Origin of the sequence: Streptomyces sp. HSG2 (genome assembly GCF_016598575.1) — a bacterium.
In the GTDB taxonomy this organism is placed as follows: Bacteria; Actinomycetota; Actinomycetes; order Streptomycetales; family Streptomycetaceae; genus Streptomyces.
In genome coordinates, this window is record NZ_CP066801.1 from 585,588 (window position 1) to 603,374 (window position 17,787).

The 17,787-nt window shown below is 73.0% G+C and carries 16 protein-coding genes; 3 read left to right on the top strand and 13 right to left on the bottom strand.

Features of this window, described 5'->3' with window-relative positions:
* Positions 1-4: 4 nt before the first annotated feature.
* From JEK78_RS02110 to JEK78_RS02170, 13 genes are all read right to left on the bottom strand, one after another.
* Positions 5-646 carry a 1-hydroxy-2-methyl-2-butenyl 4-diphosphate reductase gene (locus JEK78_RS02110; protein WP_200262390.1) on the bottom strand — a complete coding sequence of 214 codons (642 nt, stop codon included), beginning with the start codon at positions 644-646 and terminating at the stop codon, positions 5-7.
* Positions 646-2,658, bottom strand: coding sequence for a squalene--hopene cyclase (shc, locus tag JEK78_RS02115; protein WP_200262391.1), 2,013 nt, complete (start codon positions 2,656-2,658; stop codon positions 646-648). The genes JEK78_RS02110 and shc overlap by 1 nt, the downstream gene beginning before the upstream one ends.
* Before the next feature lie 116 nt (positions 2,659-2,774).
* Entirely contained in the window at positions 2,775-3,848 is a 1,074-nt protein-coding gene (locus JEK78_RS02120; protein WP_242483234.1) for a polyprenyl synthetase family protein, read from the bottom strand.
* A gap of 56 nt (positions 3,849-3,904) precedes the next feature.
* Positions 3,905-5,359, bottom strand: a complete 1,455-nt coding sequence (gene hpnE, locus JEK78_RS02125) for a hydroxysqualene dehydroxylase HpnE (RefSeq protein WP_200262393.1) — start codon at positions 5,357-5,359, stop codon at positions 3,905-3,907.
* On the bottom strand, positions 5,356-6,309 hold the full coding sequence (gene hpnD / locus JEK78_RS02130) for a presqualene diphosphate synthase HpnD (RefSeq protein WP_200262394.1): 954 nt from the start codon (positions 6,307-6,309) through the stop codon (positions 5,356-5,358). The genes hpnE and hpnD overlap by 4 nt, the downstream gene beginning before the upstream one ends.
* Positions 6,306-7,214, bottom strand: a complete 909-nt coding sequence (gene hpnC / locus JEK78_RS02135; protein ID WP_200263947.1) for a squalene synthase HpnC — start codon at positions 7,212-7,214, stop codon at positions 6,306-6,308. The genes hpnD and hpnC overlap by 4 nt, the downstream gene beginning before the upstream one ends.
* Before the next feature lie 359 nt (positions 7,215-7,573).
* On the bottom strand, positions 7,574-8,362 hold the full coding sequence (locus JEK78_RS02140; RefSeq protein ID WP_200262395.1) for an ABC transporter ATP-binding protein: 789 nt from the start codon (positions 8,360-8,362) through the stop codon (positions 7,574-7,576).
* Positions 8,355-9,257 carry an ABC transporter permease gene (locus tag JEK78_RS02145; protein WP_242483348.1) on the bottom strand — a complete coding sequence of 301 codons (903 nt, stop codon included), beginning with the start codon at positions 9,255-9,257 and terminating at the stop codon, positions 8,355-8,357. The genes JEK78_RS02140 and JEK78_RS02145 overlap by 8 nt, the downstream gene beginning before the upstream one ends.
* 123 nt (positions 9,258-9,380) lie before the next feature.
* A complete protein-coding gene (locus JEK78_RS02150; RefSeq protein ID WP_200263948.1) occupies positions 9,381-10,253 on the bottom strand; it encodes a glycosyltransferase in 873 nt (290 codons plus the stop codon).
* Positions 10,254-10,258: 5 nt separating this feature from the next.
* On the bottom strand, positions 10,259-11,038 hold the full coding sequence (locus JEK78_RS02155) for a CDP-alcohol phosphatidyltransferase family protein (RefSeq protein ID WP_200262397.1): 780 nt from the start codon (positions 11,036-11,038) through the stop codon (positions 10,259-10,261).
* Positions 11,016-12,077 carry an iron-containing alcohol dehydrogenase family protein gene (locus JEK78_RS02160; RefSeq protein ID WP_200262398.1) on the bottom strand — a complete coding sequence of 354 codons (1,062 nt, stop codon included), beginning with the start codon at positions 12,075-12,077 and terminating at the stop codon, positions 11,016-11,018. The genes JEK78_RS02155 and JEK78_RS02160 overlap by 23 nt, the downstream gene beginning before the upstream one ends.
* Positions 12,065-12,817: a phosphocholine cytidylyltransferase family protein gene (locus JEK78_RS02165; protein ID WP_200262399.1), complete on the bottom strand. Its 753-nt coding sequence runs from the start codon at positions 12,815-12,817 to the stop codon at positions 12,065-12,067. Before JEK78_RS02165 ends, JEK78_RS02160 begins: the two co-directional genes overlap by 13 nt.
* Positions 12,814-14,616 (bottom strand): DUF5941 domain-containing protein, encoded by a 1,803-nt coding sequence (locus JEK78_RS02170; RefSeq protein ID WP_200262400.1) that lies wholly within the window; start codon positions 14,614-14,616, stop codon positions 12,814-12,816. Before JEK78_RS02170 ends, JEK78_RS02165 begins: the two co-directional genes overlap by 4 nt.
* A gap of 429 nt (positions 14,617-15,045) precedes the next feature.
* On the opposite strand from JEK78_RS02170, the gene JEK78_RS02175 reads away from it, so the two are divergent.
* The 3 genes from JEK78_RS02175 (at position 15,046) to JEK78_RS02185 (ending at position 17,717) form a co-directional block, all read left to right on the top strand.
* A complete protein-coding gene (locus JEK78_RS02175; RefSeq protein WP_200262401.1) occupies positions 15,046-15,972 on the top strand; it encodes a cation diffusion facilitator family transporter in 927 nt (308 codons plus the stop codon).
* 271 nt (positions 15,973-16,243) lie between these two features.
* A complete protein-coding gene (idi, locus tag JEK78_RS02180) occupies positions 16,244-16,837 on the top strand; it encodes an isopentenyl-diphosphate Delta-isomerase (RefSeq protein WP_200262402.1) in 594 nt (197 codons plus the stop codon).
* A gap of 115 nt (positions 16,838-16,952) precedes the next feature.
* Positions 16,953-17,717, top strand: a complete 765-nt coding sequence (locus JEK78_RS02185) for an enoyl-CoA hydratase-related protein (RefSeq protein WP_200262403.1) — start codon at positions 16,953-16,955, stop codon at positions 17,715-17,717.
* Positions 17,718-17,787: the final 70 nt, after the last annotated feature.

A 17,787-nucleotide genomic window follows, 5' to 3' on the forward strand; every position in this document is an offset into this window, starting at 1 on the left:
GGGCTCACCTCCTGGGGAGCGGCAGGGAACGGTGCCATTCGAGGAATGCGGGAAGGACGGAACGAAGAACCCGGAAAGCCGATATTCCACCGCGCACCGTGCCGATCCGTACGAGCTCGTGTTCCGGAGCGTCCACGACCACCCGGACGGCCGCAACGGCGCGCGCGCCCGTGCGCACGGCGCACAGGAGCGTGGCCGCCGACTCCATGTCGACCGCGATGGCACCGGTCGCCCGGAGGGCTGCCCGGCCGGGCCCCCGGACGACGTGGTCGGAGCCGGTCAACGGGCCGGTGTGGACGGCCCGGCCCGGCGCCAGCCGGACCAGTTCCCGGACCAGGAGGTCGGTGCCGACACAGGCGACGCCGCCTCGCGGATCGCGGGTCTCCTCCGCGACGACCAGATCGCCGGGGTGCATGCCGGGCACGAGTCCGGCGCAGAACCCGGTGGCCAACACGGCGGCTCCGGTCGACGCCGGTTCGGCCAGGGCCCGGGCGACGGTCCGTTCGGCCGCCCGGGGCCCCATCCCGGTGCGCACGACCGTGCCCCGGATTCCCGGCCCCGCGCCGCCGGCCGCGCGCAGGGCGAGGCGCTCGATCCCGAGGGCACAGGCGATCAGCAGCGGGGCCGGGGAGGCCTCCCCGGCCATCAGCCGCTCTTGGACGCGCGAGCCGCGCTTCGCTCGGCGGACCGCAGCACGGCCGGTTCGCCGTGCAGGTACCTGCCGAGCGCCGTGAGGGGGAACACCTGCCGGTAGAGGTGGTAGTTGATGGAGAAGTCCCAGGGGAAGCCGGTGCCGGTGAAGTACGGCTCGTCCCAACTTCCGTCTGCCCGCTGGGTCGCGACCAGCCACGCCACCCCGCGCCGAACGGCGGCGGACTCCCGCTCGCCGGCGGCCAACAGCGCCATCAGCGCCCACGACGTCTGCGACGCCGTGGACGGGACGCCCGCGTCCCACTGGTCCTTGCCACGGTAGGAGCGCAGGTCCTCGCCCCACCCACCGTCGTCGTTCTGGACGGACTCCAGCCAGGCCACGGCGCGCCGGATCGCGGGATGCGAGACGGTCAGGCCGGCCGCGACCAGCGCGGGCACGACGGACCCCGTACCGTACAGGTAGTTGACCCCCCAGCGTCCGAACCAGGAGCCGTCCGGCTCCTGTTCCGCGAGCAGCCAGGCGACGCCACGTCGGGTCCTGGGGTCGTGGGCCAGGCCCTCGACGGCGAGCATCTCGACCATGTGCCCGGTCACGTCGGCCGAGGGCGGGTCGACGACCTCGCCGAAGTCGCAGAACGGCAACCGGTTGGGGAACGAACTGGTGTTGTCGACGTCGAACGCCCCCCAGGCGCCGTTCCGCGACTGCATGCCCAGGCCCCAACGCACGCCGCGGGCGACCGCGCGCTCCACCCGGTCCGGGTCGGGGTGGCGCACCCGACGAAGAGCCAGCACCACCTCCGCGGTGTCGTCGAGGTCCGGGTAGTTGTCGTTGTGGAACTCGAAGGCCCAGCCGCCGGGGGCGAGCCCGGGTCGCCGAACCGCCCAGTCGCCCGGACGCAGCACCTGCTTGCCGAGCATCCAGTCCGCGGCCCTCACCAATCGCGGGTGGTCAGCGGGAACCCCGGCGTCGACGAGCGCGACGGTCGCCAGGCAGGTGTCCCAGACGGGCGACTGGCAGGCCTCGATCATCCGGGCGCCGTCCTCCCTCCACACCGCGAACCGGTCCAACGATCTCAGCCCCTCGCGCATCACCGGGTGTTCGAGGTCGTAGCCGAGAAGACGCAGCGCGATGAGCGAGTACACCGCGGGCGGCTGGATTCCACCCCAACAGCCGTCGTTCTCCTGGCGCTCGACGATCCAGCGGGCCGCCCCGCGCATCGCCGCCCGCCGCACCGGCGGAGGGACCACTCGACGGAGCGCGTGCAGCCCCTTGTCCAGGCGCTGGAAGGCACCCCGCCAACTCACCGCCGGCGCCAACGGCCGGGCGGGGGCGGGGCTGTCCGGGTCGGTGTGGAGCTCGTCGAGCGCGAAGGGCGCGGGACACACCGGGCGCTTCGCCGAGACGATCGTCAGAGGGACGATGGTCTGCCGGGCCCAGCAGCCGAAGTCGTAGATGTTGAGCGGGATCCAGCGGGGGACCCAGAGGAGTTCGGGAGGAAGCTCGGGCAGGTCCTGCCATCGCCACCAGCCGAAGAGCGCGAGCCAGATCCTGGTGAAGACCCGGCATTCGGCGATCCCGCCGCGCGCGCGGATCCAGGCCGCGGCCCGCGACATGTGCGGATCCTCCGGGTCGTCGCCCGCGAGCCGCAGGGCCACGTACGCCTCGACGGTCGTCGAGAGGTCGCCCGGTCCGCCGTGGAACGTCGCCCAGGTGCCGTCCTCGCGCTGTCGTCCCCGGATGAAGAGGGCGGCCGCCCGGGTCGTCTCCTCGTCGAGGACGCCGAGGAAACGCCGAAGGAGGAGGTCCTCGGCGTCCATGGTGACGTTGGTCTCCAGATCGCCCTTCCACCAGCCCTCGGGCTCCTGCCGGGAGAGCAGGAACTCCGCGGCCCGCCGGACGGCGTCCGCGGCGGCGGGCCGGACGGGAGCGGTGCTGTCGTTCTCGCCGGTCACGGGGGCACGGGGCGGGATGGTGGCCCCGGCGCTTCCGTCGGTCGTCGCTGTCATGGCTTCCCCTTCGTGCAGTGTGCAAGTGGTGCGTCTGCTGTGGGTCCGCCGTCGGCCGGTGCGCTTGCCCGCGTCACCGGCCGGCGACTACGCGAGGGGTATCAGGCCGATGGTGATCATCTCTTCCGTACGACGACGAAGTCGGCGAGCGCCGCGAACCGGTGCCGGACCTCGGCCGGCATGTCGACGGTGTCGAGGGCTTCGAGGGCGATGGCGTGCTGACGGCGCGCCTCCCGCGCGGTCCAGTCCCGGCCGCCCGCCTCCTCGATGAGCGCGGCCCGCGCCGCGAACTCCTCCTCCGAGAAGTCCGCGACGCCGGGCTGGTCCGCGTCGGAGGCGAGGATCCGGCCCAGCCGTTCCGCGGCCGGACCCTCGGCGGCGAGCGCGGCCACCACCGGCAGGGACTTCTTCCGCTGGCGCAGATCGCTCCACGCGAGCTTGCCGGTGGCCGCCGGGTCGCCCCAGATGCCGAGGAGGTCGTCGACGGCCTGGAAGGCGAGGCCGAGGTGGTACCCGTAGCGCTCCAAGGCGTCGGCCGTGTGCTCGTCCGCGCCGCCGAGGACAGCGCCGACGGAACTTGCGCAGGCCAGCAGGGCTCCGGTCTTGTTCCCCTCCATCTCCAGGCACTCCTCGACACTGACGCGGTCGCGGTGTTCGTAGGAGATGTCCTGGGCCTGCCCGTCGATCAGGGCGCGGGTGGCGGAGGTCAGCCGTCGCACGGCCCGGGCGGCCTCCGTGGTGCCGTCCTCCAGCAACACCTCACCGGCCAGGGCGAACAGGGCGTCACCGACCAAGATGGCCTGCGCGGGCCCGTGCAGCTTCCAGACCGTGTCGCGGTGGCGGCGCTGCTCGTCGCCGTCCATCAGGTCGTCGTGGAGGAGGGAGAAGTTGTGCACCAACTCCACCGCCACGGCTCCTGGCACGCCGGTCTCGGCGGGGGCGCCCGCGGCTTCGGCGGAGAGCAGCGCGAGCGCGGGGCGGACCGCCTTGCCGCCGTCGCCCTCGACGGGGTCTCCGTGCTCGTCGATCCAACCGAAGTGGTAGGCGGCGACCGTGTCCATGGGGGGCGCCAGCCGGTCGACGGCGGCCCGCAGCACCGGCGTGGCCAGGGTCCGGCCGCGCTCCAGCAGCGCGGTCACGTCCACGCCGGTCCGTGGGTCGGCCGTCTCGGCCGGGGACGCAGTGGGCACAGTCTCTCCTTCAGTCGCGGTGCCGGGAGCACGGGCGCTTCCCCGCGGACCGGGGTTCACGCCGCCTCCTCGAAGTCGGGGAGCGGTTCTCGGGACCGGCCCAGCGCGGCGAGAGCCGCCGCCGCCGCCGTGACGCCGCTGCGGACCGCGCTTTCCATGGTCGCGGGCCAACCGGTGGCGGTCCACGCCCCGGCCAGACACAGACCGGGGGCCCTGGTGCGAGCACCGGGCCTGAGGCGCTCGACGCCCGGCGCGGGCGCGAAGGTCGCGGTGCGCTCCCTGGTCACGAAGAAGTCCACGACCTCGGCGCTACGGGCTCCGGGCAGCACCTTGCGCAGCTCCGGCAGGTACCGGTCCCGCAGCGCGGCCACCGGTCGGTCGATCTCGTCCCGCGCGGCGGACTGCGACAGCGCCAGATACTGCCCCCGCCTCAGACCCGAGGCCGAGGTCCGGTCGAAGACCCACTGCACCGGTGTCCCCAGGGCGGCGAGGAACGGCGCCTCCAGGACCTTCCGGTCGAAGACCACGTGGACGTTGAGGATGGGCGACGTGCCGATCCTCGACAGCCGGCCGGGCTCCTCGACGGCGCCCTCGGGCAGCAGCCCGAGGGCCTCGCGCTGCGGCACGGCGAGGACCACGGCGTCCGCGAGGATCTCGCCGTCGGGAACCCGCACCCGCCAGCCCCCGCCGTCCCGGGCCTCCAGCCCCACGACACGCGTACGCGTCCTCGCGCGCGCGCCCACCGACTCCAGCGCCCCGCGAGCCAGCCGGTCGTGCAGTTCGCCCAGCGGCACGCGCGCCCAGCCGATGTCGGCGGCCCCGGGGTCGGACAGCAGCCCGGTCCTGAAGACCATCGCGGCTAGTGACAGCGAGGTGTCCCGCGCCGCCGCGTTGAGCGTGGCGACCCCGACCAGGTCCCAGAGGGCCGCGACGGCACGGTCCGACTGCCCGTGCGCGGCGAGCCAACTGCCGAAGTCCCGCGTGTCCAGGGCAGGGTCCCGCGGATCCAGCCCCTTGAGGGCGAGGGCGGCACGCCCCACGCGTGCCCGGTCGGCGAGCGAGAGGTGGGGGTAGGCGGCGAGGCTGCGGCCCAGGTGCAGGGGGACCGGGAGGCGGTCCCGCCGCAGTCTCCCCAGCCTTCGCCCCTCGGGGCGGGCGACGTCCACCACCGGCACGTCGAGACGCGGTTGAAGCGGCGCCAGCCCGTCGCCCCCGACGCGGCGCAGAAACCAGCGGTAGGCGGTACAGCAGCGCAGGTACACGTGTTGGCCGTTGTCGACGCTCAACTCGCCGCGACGGAACGAGCAGGCCAACCCCCCCAGCCTCGGGCGACTTTCCAGCAGGGTGACGCGCAGCCCCGCGTCGCCGAGGGCCAACGCCGCGGCCGTGCCGGCCAGGCCGCCGCCGACGACCACCACGTGACCGGCGGCCGAGCCGGGGGAACCGGAGCCGGCGCGCCCGGCACCGGACGCGTCCGGCGTGGCGGCGCTCCGGTCGCGGACCGGGGTCATCGCGCTCCCCTCCGGACGGTCCTGCGCGCCATGTGCCTGGCGTCGAGTCCGGACAGCCCGCGTACGGCGACGAGGGCCTTCTGCCGTCCGGGCAGGGAGACCCGACCGCGAAGCACGGCGGCGGGGTCGCGCTCGATGCGGTCCAGAAGACGGCGGTAGATGCCCGCCATGGCGGCCACGCACGCGCCGCTGCGGCGATCGAGCAGGGGGAGCAGCCGGTAGCCCTCGGCGAAGAGGGCGCGGGCGCGGCGCACCTCGAAGCGCACGAGGCCGTCGAAGTCCGAGCCCTCCGGCGGGAGCGGGCCCGCGAACCCGGCGGAGCAACCGAATTTCGCCAGGTCGTCCCCGGGCAGGTAGACACGTCCGTCCTCGGCGTCCTCCCGGATGTCGCGGAGGATGTTGGTGAGTTGCAGCGCCAGGCCGAGCGTGTCGGCGTACTCGGGGGCCCGCTCGGCGCCACGGGCGCCTCGCTCGGTGCCGAAGACACCCAGGCTGAGACGGCCGATGGCCCCGGCCACGCAGCGGCAGTAGGCCCTGAGGTCGCCCCAGGTCTCGTAGGTCTCGCCCCGGACGTCCATCTGGACTCCGTCGATGAGTTCGTCCAGGCCGCCGAGCGGGATCGGGAAGGCCCGGGCCGCGTGCGCGAGGGCGACCGCGACGGGGTCGGTGTCGTCCTCCCCGACGGCCCCGTCCCGGACGCGTCCCAGCAGGGAGCGGGTCTCCTCCAGACGCGCCGCCTTGACCTCGGTGGGGAGCGGGCCGTCGCCGATGTCGTCGACCCGGCGCGAGAACGCGTACAGCGCCGACATCGCGCGGCGCTTGGGCGCCGGCAGCAGCCTGATGCCGTACGCGAAGTTGCGCGCCTGCTGCCCCGTGACGGTCTCGCAGTAGCCGTAGGCGGCGAGTACCGGCGCGGACACGTGTACGGGCGGCTCCACGGCCCGGATCACCCCTTCCCTCGCAGGATCGCCCCGGTCTCGCGCAGCAGCGCGGCCCTGCCCGCCTTGGGAGGGCCGGGGAGCACGTCGTATCCGGCGGCGGCGACGGCCCGCAGGGCCGCTCGACCGCCGGCCACGAAACCCGCGAGCAGCAGGCGCAGCCTGCCTTGGACACCGCGTACCAGCGGCACCCCCTCACCGAGGAGTTCCTCGGCGAGGCGCGCCTCGTGGGCGATCAGGGCGCGTACCGGGGCGCCGGCCGTCCGGGCCGCCAGGTCGGCCTCCTCGACGCCGAAACGCTTCATGTCGTCCGCGGGGAGGTAGATCCTGTCGCGCCCGAGATCCTCCGTGACGTCCTGGAGGTGTTCGACGATCTGGAGCGCGGTGCAGACGGCGTCCGAGCGACGCACACGCTCGGGTGTGTCCGTTCCGGTGACCGCGAGGACGAGGCGACCGACCGGCTGCGCGGACAGGCGGCAGTAGGCGAGGAGGTCGTCGTGGGTCCGGTAGCGCCTGACGGTCTGGTCCTGCCGGTTGGCCGCGACGAGGTCGAGGAACGGCTCGGGGGCGAGGCCCCGGCGGCGGACGGTGGGCAGCAGCCGGCGCAGCAGCGGATGGCGCGGCGGCTCACCGTTCGCGTCGAACACCCGACGCAGGTCGGTCTCGAAGGCGTCGAGGAGTGCCGGTCGGTCGTCTGCCCGCTCCGGCGCGACGCCGAGCGCGCGGGCGTCGGCACCGCCGGGTGCCAGGTCGCCGTCGCCGATGTCGTCCACGAGCCGGGCGAATCCGTACACCGCCATCAGATCGTGGCGCCAGGCACGCGGGAGGAAGAAGGGAGCGACGGGGAAGTTCTCGTGCGCGGCCTTGGCGAGGGTGTGGTGTCCGGGGTCGGCGGCACGCGCCGCGCCGGCCTTCATCGCCGACTGCCCGGGGGCCGGACGGCGCACGCTGAGCGGCGGTGGGGGGTATCCGTAGCCATTGCCGTCACATCTTCCGTTCTACACTGCCGACCCAATACACACTATTTCGGACACGCCGCCCGGCCGACCGTGCTCCCGGCGCGACTCGGGGTGGGCAGGCGTTATCGCCCCATGTGCCGCGTTCGAGGACCGGTACAGCTTACGTCGTGGTGTCGACGGTGGGCGCGCGGGGCACCCCGCCCGGCCACCCCCACCGCCCTGCCGGCCTCAAGTCCGTTCCGGGCGCGACTCGTTGCCCCGTCGAAGCCGGCGGTTCGGGCACGGAGGCGGTGCGGTCGCGGCGGTCGCCGCCTCGGTCACTTGGCCGTGAACTTCTCGTACTCCTTGAGGACCTCGTCGGTCGGTCCGTCCATCCGCAGCTCGCCCCGCTCCAACCACAGCACACGGTCGCAGGTGTCGCGGATGGACTTGTTGTTGTGACTGACCAGGAAGACGGTCCCGGCCGATTCCCGCAACTCCCTGATGCGCTTCTCCGAGCGCTTCTGGAATTTGCGGTCTCCCGTGGCGAGCGCCTCGTCGATCATGAGCACCTCGTGGTCCTTGGCCGCCGCGATGGAGAAACGCAGGCGAGCCGCCATGCCGGAGGAGTACGTGCGCATCGGCAGGCTGATGAAATCGCCCTTCTCGTTGATGCCGGAGAAATCGACGATGTCCTGATAACGGGCCTTGATCTGCTCACGGGACATCCCCATGGCAAGCCCGCCCAGTATGACGTTGCGTTCGCCGGTCAGATCGTTCATCAGGGCAGCGTTCACGCCGAGCAGGGACGGCTGACCCTCCGTGTAGACGCGGCCCCGCTCCGCCGGCAGCAGGCCGGCGACGGCCCGCAGCAGGGTGGACTTGCCGGAGCCGTTGGAGCCGATCAGTCCGATCGCCTCGCCCCGGTAGGCGACGAAGGACACCCCTCGCACCGCGTGGACCTTCCGTACCCCTCGGGCCGCGTCGTCGGAGCGCCGCCGGAGTATCCGGCTCAGAGCGGCGGTGGCGCTGCCCCGCCCGCCTCCGGCGCCGTTGACCCGGTACACGATGTGCAGTTCGTCGGCGATGACGGTGGGCACCCGCCCGCCCCTCTGGGTCTCAGCCACGGCCGTACCTCTCCTCCGCCTTCCAGAAGTACACGAAGCCGCCGACGGCGACCAGCACGGCCCAGCCGAGCGCCCCGGCCCAGGCGTGCGCGGGGAGGTATTCCTCGCCGTAGCCGTCGATCAGGGCGAAGCGCATCAGGTCCATGTAGATCGCCGCGGGGTTCCACTGGAGCACATCGCCGAGCCAGGCGGGCTTGTCCCGCAACATGATCGGGATGGAGAACATCACGCCCGACCCGTACATCCAGGTACGCAGGACGAAGGGCATCAGCTGGGCCAGGTCGGGGATCTTGGCGCCCATCCGCGCCACGATCAGCGCCAGGCCGGTGTTGAAGAGGAACTGCAGGGCCAGCACGGGTACGACGAGCAGCCACGACGGTCGGGGGTAGCTTCCGAAGCCGACGGCCACCGCGACCAGGATGACCATCGAGAAGAGCAGTTGCTGGAGCTGTTGCAGGGAGAAGGAGATCGGCAGTGAGGCACGGGGGAAGTGCAGCGCCCTGACCAGCCCGAGGTTCCCGGAGATCGCCCGGACACCGGCCAGCACCGAGGACTGGGTGAAGGTGAACACGAACACCCCGGTCACCAGGAACGGGATGTACACCTCCCGCTCCAGCCCCCGGTCGGCGTTCAGGATCAGGCCGAAGATCAGGAAGTACACCAGCGCGTTCAGCAGGGGCGTGACCACCTGCCACAGCTGGCCGAGCTTGGCCTGGCTGTACTGCGCGGTCAGCTTCGCCCGGGAGAAGGCGAGGATGAAGTGGCGCCGCCCCCAGAGCTGCCGGACGTACTCGCCGAGGGGCGGGCGGGCACCGCTGACGGACAGGCCGTGCGCGGCGGCGAGGTTCGCCGCCCTTCGGCTCCCGCCGGGCACCGTGGGCGCGGTCGTCGTGATCGCGCCGTCGTGCGTTGTCTCACTCACCGTGGAAACTTTCGTCTTCGAGATGCGCGGCCAGTGCGGGCATGGCCGACCCGCGAACCGGGGTCGGCCCTCCCCGAACGCCCGAACACGAGCTTGTCAGATCACCGGCGGCCGGCCCAGTCGGGTCAGCCGCCATACCGTACGCCACTTCATCGGACGGCGATCACCGCAGGGGGTGGTCCAGCCCTCGCGGAAGCCGCCCAGCCACGCCTTGAGGGCCGGGCGGGTGGGACGGCGTACCAGGGTGAGCAGCGCCCACACCGCGAGGTAGACGGGGACCAGCGGGGCGGGCAGGTTCCGGCGGGCCAGCCACACCCGGTTGCGGGCCACCATGCGGTGGTAGACCCCGTGCCGGGAGGGGTCCGTCGTGGGGTGGTGCAGCACCATGTCGGACCGGTAGTCGATCATCCAGCCCGCGTCGAGGGCGCGCCAGGCCAGATCGGTCTCCTCGTGGGCGTAGAAGAAGGCGTCCGGCAGCCCGCCGACCTGTTCCAGGACCCGGGTGCGCACGGCGCAGGCCCCCCCGAGGAAGGTCGTGACCCGGGAAGAGCGCAGGGGGTCGTCGGCGCGCAGTCGGGGGACGTGCCGCCGCTGTGTGACACCGGTCGCCGGGTCGGCGATGCGGAAACTGACGATGCCGAGCCGGGGGTCGGCGGTGAACGCCGCACGGCACAGCTCGGCGGTGTCGGAGCGGGCCAGCAGCCCGTCGTCGTCCAGGAAGAGCACGATGTCGACGTCGCGGCCGGCGGGCCCGAAGGCCTCCACCCCGACGTTGCGACCGCCGGGGATGCCGAGGTTCTCGGGCAGTTCGACGGTGCGGACGCCCTTGGGGACCTCGGGCACCGGGGAGCCGTTGCCGACGACGACGACATCGACGGGGTCGCCCTCCTGCCGGGCCACCGAGTCGATCAGGGATCGGAGTTCATCGGGCCGGTTGCCCATGGTGATGACGACGGCCCCGATCCTCACCGCGCTCACCGCAGCCTGCTGGAGGCCAGGACGGACACCAGGTGCAGGAGGGTCTGGAGCAGGGCGATCCCCGCGAGGACCGCGACGCCGAGGCGGGTGAAGAACAGTCCGCCGTGGACGGCGTCCGCGATCGCCAGCGCCAGGATCAACAGGGAGGCCTCGATTCCGAGGATCAGCCGGTGGAACTTCAGCGCGGCGGCGGCCCGGCGCGCCAGGGCCATCCCCGACGAGCGCGGTTCGGCCGCAGACTCCCGGACCGGGGGAAGGCCGACCTGGTGCCGGGCGACCCCGACCAGGTCCGTCTCCGCCTTGATCAGGACGGCGCCCAGGGCAGCCAGGGTGCCCAGGAAGGCCCACAGCCACTCGACACGGCCGGCGCCCCACACGTCGGCGGCCCGCAGCCCGAGGCCCACCAGGACGGCCGCGTCGGTCAGATAGGCCCCCACCCGGTCCAGGTAGACGCCGGAGGTGGAGTACTGCGCCCGCCAGCGGGCGATCTCGCCGTCGACGCAGTCCAGCAGGAGGTACAGCTGGACCGCGAGCACTCCCAGCACGGCCCCCGGCACACCGGGCACCAGCAGCGCGGGGGCCGCCAGGACACCGCAGACCGTCATCAGAAGCGTGAGCTGGTCGGGCGTGACCCGGGTGTTCACCAGGAGACGATCGACGCGCAGCGACACCTCCCGCATGTAGAGGCGCCCCGCCCAGTGCTCGCCGCTGCGGCGGTCCTTGACCCCCGCGGGGTGGACGACCGGGCGGAGTTCAGCTACCGATGGCCTTGACATAGTCGGCGTAGACGTCCTTGATCTCGTCGGTCTTCAGGGCGAGGTGCTCCAGGATCGTGTAGCGGCCGGGCCGCGTCTCCGGGGCGAACTCCACGGCCCGCACGAACTCGTCCGCCGAGAAGCCGATCTCCTCCGGCCGCACCGGCAGCCCGTGCCGACGGAGCACCTCCGCCATGTACGCCGACTCCTCATGGGCGCCGCGCAGGAACATGGCGAAGCAGGCACCCAGCCCGCACTGCTCGCCGTGGGCGGCGGCACGCTGGGGGAACAGCAGGTCGAAGGCGTGGTTGATCTCGTGGCAGGCACCGGAGGAGGGACGGGAGTCCCCGGAGACGGACATGGCCACGCCGCTGAGCACCAGCGCCTCGGCCAGCACCTGGAGGAAGTCGTTGTCGCCGACCCCGCCGGGGTGGCGCAACACGGCCTCGCCCGCCTGGCGGGCCATGGCGGCGGCGAGGCCGTCGATCTTCTCACCGGTGACGCGGTTGGCCAGTTCCCAGTCGGCGATGGCCGACACGTTGGACACCGCGTCGCCGATCCCGGCCCGGACGAAGCGTGCCGGGGCCTCGCGGATGACGTCGAGGTCGATCACGACGGCGATCGGGTTCGGCACGCCGTAGGAGCCGCGGCCCGCGTCGTTGTCGAGGGTGGCGACCGGGGAGCAGAGTCCGTCGTGGGCCAGGTTGGTCGGAACGGCGACGAGAGGGAGGCCGACGCGGGCGGCCGCGAACTTGGCGCAGTCGATGATCTTCCCGCCGCCGAGTCCGACGACCGCGTCGTACCGGCCGCTCTTCATGGCACCCGCGAGCCGGATGGCGTCGTCCAGTGTGCCCCCGCCCACCTCGTACCAGGTCGCGCCCGGCAGGGACGGGGCAAGACGCTCCCGCAACCGCACGCCCGATCGACCGCTGACGGCGACGGCCAGGCGGCCGGAGTGCGAGACGCGCTCGTCCGCGAGGACGCAGCCGAGGTCGTCCAGGGCGCCTGGGCGGATGTCCAGGACCACCGGTGAGGGGATGAGCCTGGTCAGTACCGGCATGCGATCTCCCGACCCTTCGCGAGATCGTCGTGGTTGTCGATCTCCACCCAGTCGACGTCGCCGATCGGCGCCACGTCGATCCTGAAGCCTCGGTCCACCAGCTCCTGGTAGCCGTGCTCGTAGAACTGCTGGGGATCGGCCTCCCAGACGGTACGGAGCGCGTCGCCCAGTTCGGCGGCGGCCTCGCCCTCGATCAGGGTGACGCCGATGTACTCGCCGGTCGCCTCTGCCGGGTCCATCAGCTTGGTGATCCTCGTCATCCCCCGGGCGGGGTCGACGACGACCTTCATCTCCTCCTCGGCCAGGTCCTTGACCGTGTCAAGCGCGAGAATGACGCGCTTGCCCTCGCCCCGGGCGGCCAGCAGGGTCCGCTCGACGGAGACCGGGTGCACGGTGTCCCCGTTGGCGAGGATCACCCCGTCCCGCAGGGCGTCCCGACCGCACCACAGGGAGTAGGCGTTGTTCCACTCCTCGGCCTTGTCGTTGTCGATCAGGGTGAGCTTGAGACCGTACTTCTTCTCCAGGGCCTCCTGGCGCTCGTACACCGCTTCCTTGCGGTAGCCCACGATGACGGCGACCTCGTCCAGTCCGACCTCGGCGAAGTTGCCGAGGGTCAGGTCCAGGACGGTCGGACCGTCGTCCGTTCCCTCCGGCCCCACCGGAACCAGTGCCTTGGGCAGCGTGTCCGTGTAGGGGCGCAGGCGGCGTCCGGCGCCTGCCGCCAGCACGAGGCCGATCATGCGGGTTCTCCTTCGTCGTGTACGGCGGGCACTCCGTCCTGATGGGCGGAGACCCAGAAGCGGATGCTCTCGACGAGCACCAGCGAGGCCACGGCCACGGCGAGGGCCGTGAGCGCGAGCGTGAACTGCGCACCGGTGAGCGAGGCCGCGAGCACGGCGACCGCGAGTACGCGACCCTCCTGCCCCCCGATCGCCCGCACGAGCCACCCCGGGGGGGCTCCCGAGCCGCCGCGCAGGCGGTAGACGGTGTCGTAGTGATGGTAGGCGACGGCCGCCACCAGCCCGAAAGCCGCCGGCAAGGCGCCGTTCACCTTCGCGTGAGCCGCGAGCGCCAGCACCGTTCCGTACTCGGCGGCCCGGAAGACCGGGGGGACCAACCAGTCCAGGGGACCCGTCAGCGGCCGGGCGATCACGACCGCCGAGGTCACCGCGTAGCACGCGGCCAGAACCGCGGGCAGCGGACTGCCGTGTCCGGCCACCGCCGCGACGACGAGCAGCGGGACCGCGCCGACGAGCGCGACGGCGGTCCCGCCGGCGATCCGCCCGAGGCCGCGCGAACCGCGCAGCCGACCCGCCAAGGCCTCGGCCACCGGACCCGAGTCCGTCAGATCCGCCAGGACCCCCGCCGCGCGCTCGGATCGGCGGGGACCTCGCTTCGTGGAGCGCAGGACGCGCCCGGCGGTCGTGTAGAGCGCCGCGAGGGCGCTCAGGGCGAGCAGCACCCAGAACGTCACCCGGGGGGTGGTGAGCGCCGTCAGCACGGCGATCAGGGCCCAGCGCTCGCCGATCGGGAGAACGATCATGCGGCGGGCCCACACGGTCCATCCGATGTCGTCGAGCCGGCCGGACAGCGCCGCCGCGGCCCCCGCACCGACCCCGTTCTTCGCGTCCCGGCCCGCCTCGGTGAACGCGAAGTCGACGGCGTGCCGGCAGGTCTGCAACGCCATCGCCGCCAGGGCCAGGGCCCACACGTCGTCGCCGGAACGAGCGGCTCCCAGCGCGAGACCGGCGTAGAAGACGTACTCCTTGGCGCGGTCGAAGGTGGCGTCCAGCCAGGCCCCGAGGGTGGAGTAGCGCAGGGCGTAGCGGGCGAGCTGGCCGTCGGCGCAGTCCAGGACGAAGGAGAGGAGCAGCAACAGGCCGGCCGCGACGTACCCGCCGCGGGTTGCGCTCGCCGCGCAGCCGGCCGCGACGACGGCGGTGACCAGCGACGCCGTCGTCACCTGGTTGGGGGTCAGCCCGCGCCGCGCGCACCAGCGGGCCACGTGACGGGAGTAGGGGCTCACGCAGAAGGTCGTGAAGAAGCCGTCGCGCGACTTCACCGACGCGCGCAGACGGACCGCCTCCTCGTCCACCGCGGCCACCGACCGCCGCGCCTCGTCGCGGGCCCGGGGCTCGTCGGCCACAGCGGCGACGAGACTGCCCAGCTCCGGGCGGTGCACCTCGGCGCCCCCGTCGGCGAGGGCGTCGGCGAGGACGTCGGGCAGACCGCTCCCGGACGCGGCGGGCGAGGCGACCGCGCGAGCGAGGTCCCGCCGACCGGCGGGGCGCGCCGTCACGGCACCCGAGACCGCCGCCAGCGGGAAACGGGGGTCGGTGAGCGCCAACCGCAGGGCGTGCAGATGGCCCACGAAGCGGGTGTCGACGACGGCGACGCGTTCCCCCTCCGGTGCCTCGGTCAGCCGGGCGGCGACCTCGGATCCGTCGGCCGCCCGGACCACCTCGAAGCCGAGCGACCGCAGTTGGGCCTCGACGGACGAGTCGGGCACCGGTGGACCGGTGAGGATGGCGGTCGGCAACCGAGCCTCGCTCCCTGGGACCGGGCGACGCACACCGGACCCCTAGCAGGTGGAACGCCCGGGCCTCGAGGCTCCCGGGCGGCATGTCCGCAGAGATTAGCGGACGCTCCGAACGGCCTGTTCACCGGCTGTTGTCGCGCGGTACGGCACCGAGTGACGCGTTCCTCTCCGCGACGTGCTCGCCTCTCCACTCACCCGATGGCCGCCGCGGCGTCGGCGAGCGCGCCCCCCGCGGAGGGACGGCGCGACGCGGACGCCGTCGCCTCCGCCGCCGCCGTGACATCGGGAGGGGCGGACCCTCCGATTCGCGATGTACGCAGGTCAGAGCACATGACAACGGTGTTCGTCATCGCGTTGCCCGATACCCCCCACCCGTAGTTCACTGTGCCGCGGGACGGGCCGTGACGGATCACTGGGAGGCGGGGCTTCATGGGGGCTGTGCACGGGCACGGCGCGGTGGGCGGCGGGACGGCCGCCCTGGCGCACCGCGGCAGACTGCGGGCGGCCTTGGCGATCACCTTGTCCGTGATGGTGGTGGAGGTCGTCGGCGGCGTCCTGGCGGGCTCCCTGGCCCTGATCGCCGACGCGGCGCACATGGCGACGGACGCGGTGGGCCTGGGCATGGCCCTGTTGGCGATCCGTTTCGCCAACAGGCCACCGAGCGAGCGCCGCACCTTCGGATACGCGCGCGCCGAGATCCTGGCGGCGCTCGCCAACGGCCTCCTGCTGTTGGGCGTCGGCGGATACGTGCTGGTGGAGGCCGTCGGGCGGCTCGTGACACCCACCACCACGCAGGGCGGGACGACGATCGTCTTCGGCGCCGTGGGGTTGGCGGCCAACGTCGTGTCGCTGGCGCTGCTGACGCGCGGGCAGCGGGAGAGCCTCAACGTGCGCGGCGCCTTCCTGGAGGTGGCGGCGGACGCCCTGGGCTCGGTGGCCGTGATCGTGTCGGCACTGGTGATCCTCGCCACGGGGTGGCGGGCCGCCGACCCGATCGCCTCGCTCGCCATCGGCGTGTTGATCGTGCCGCGCACGGTGCGATTGCTCCGGGAGGCCCTGGAGGTGCTCCTGGAGGCCGCGCCCAAGGGCGTCGACATGGCCGAGGTCCGGGCGCACATACTGGGCCTCGAAGGAGTGGAGGACGTCCACGACCTGCACGCCTGGACGATCACCTCGGGCATGCCGGTGCTGTCCGCGCACGTGGTGGTGCGGCCCGAGGTGCTCACCGCGGTCGGGTACGAGAGGATGCTGCACGATCTCCAGGGGTGTCTGGTCGGCCACTTCGACGTCGAGCACTGCACCTTCCAGATGGAGCCGCGTGGGCACGCCGAGCACGAGGCGCGCGCTTGCCACTGAGGGGCCCCGACACAACGGAGGCACATGGCCGCCCGGCCCCGCGGAAGGGACGGCCGCCGCGCGGGACGACACGGACGGAATCCGGGCCCCGGCTGGTTTCGCGACCCGGGGCAGGGAATGATCGTCGCTCGGGCCCCGGTGTCGGGCTCGGCCCGACGGCGCCCGTGAGGTCGCCGCCGCGCGCGGGACATGCGGGCACGGCGTGAAGGGCCGTGAGCGCCGCGGGAGTACGGCACACTGGGGGGCGCGAGGACCGATGCGAAGGATGGGTATGCCGATCACACCTGCAACCGCGACGCACAGTTCGTCGAACGGAACCGCGGACGCGATCCTGCTGGAACTGGTCGACGAGGACGGCACGACGATCGGCACGGCGGAGAAGCTCGACGCCCACCGCGCGCCGGGGCGACTGCACCGCGCCTTCTCGGTCTTCCTCTTCGACGAGCAGGGCCGGCTCCTGTTGCAGCAGCGAGCCCTGGGCAAGTACCACTCCCCCGGTGTCTGGTCCAACACCTGCTGCGGACACCCCTATCCCGGCGAGGCGCCCTTCGCGGCGGCGGCCCGGCGCACTCACGAGGAGTTGGGTGTGTCGCCCTCGCTGATGGCCGAGGCGGGCACGGTGCGGTACAACCACCCCGATCCGGCCTCGGGGTTGGTGGAACAGGAGTACAACCACCTGTTCGTCGGGTTGGTGCAGGCGACGCCGCGACCCGACTCGGAGGAGGTGGCGTCGACGGCCTTCGTGACGGCCGAGGAACTGACCGCCCGACACGCGGCGGATCCCTTCTCGGCCTGGTTCGCGACGGTGCTCGACGCGGCCCGCCCGGCGATCCGGGAGCTGACCGGGGCGTCCGCCGGCTGGTGAGCCGCGCCGGCACCGGTCGACGGACGGGTGCCACGAGGGCGGCCTTCCCCCGCCCGGGCTCCGGCGGGGCCACCGCCCTGGGCCGGCCCGAGGGTCCTGCGGATACCATCCCGCCATGGAGGCCCGGTTGCGGTATCACGTCGCCGATTCGGTGGCGACCGTCGTCATCAGTCATCCCGCCCGACGCAACGCGATGACGACCGACATGTGGAGGGCACTGCCCCCGTTGCTGGACGATGTCGCCTCGGACTCCGCGGTCCGGGCGCTGGTGCTGACCGGTGAAGGAGGCACGTTCTGCGCGGGGGCGGACATCTCGACCCTGGTGCCCTCGGTCGAGGAGGCGCAGCGGCTGGCGTGCGCCGCCGAGGAGGCGCTCGCCGCCTTCCCGAGGCCGACGCTGGCCGCCGTGCGCGGCCACTGCGTGGGCGGCGGCGCACAGCTGGCGTCCGCCTGCGACCTGCGGTTCGCGGCGTCGGACGCGCTCTTCGGCGTGACCCCGGCGAAGTTGGGGTTGGTCTACCCGAGGTCCGCGACCACCCGGCTGGTGGCCCTGGTCGGGCCTGCGACGGCGAAGTTCCTGCTGTTCTCCGGGGAACTCGTCGACGCGGAGCGGGCGCTGCGCACCGGACTGGTCGACGAGGTGCTGCCCGACGACCTGCTCGACGCACGGGTCGCCGAGTTCACCCGACTGTTGGCCTCCCGTTCGCTGCTGACGCAGTCCGCGGCGAAGGAGTTCGCCGACGGTCGTGCCGACCGCGAGGCCCACTGGGCCGAGCAGGCACGCGACCGCGAAGAGGCGAGGGAGGGTGTCGCCGCCTTCCTGGAGCGCCGCGAACCCCGGTTCACCTGGGGTGGCACCGTCGGCTCCGACTCGGAGTGAAGGGGGCGTCGCCCGCGTCGACCCGTTCCTGACTCGCCGGCGCGGCGCTTCCTGCCAGAATTGCCGCGCA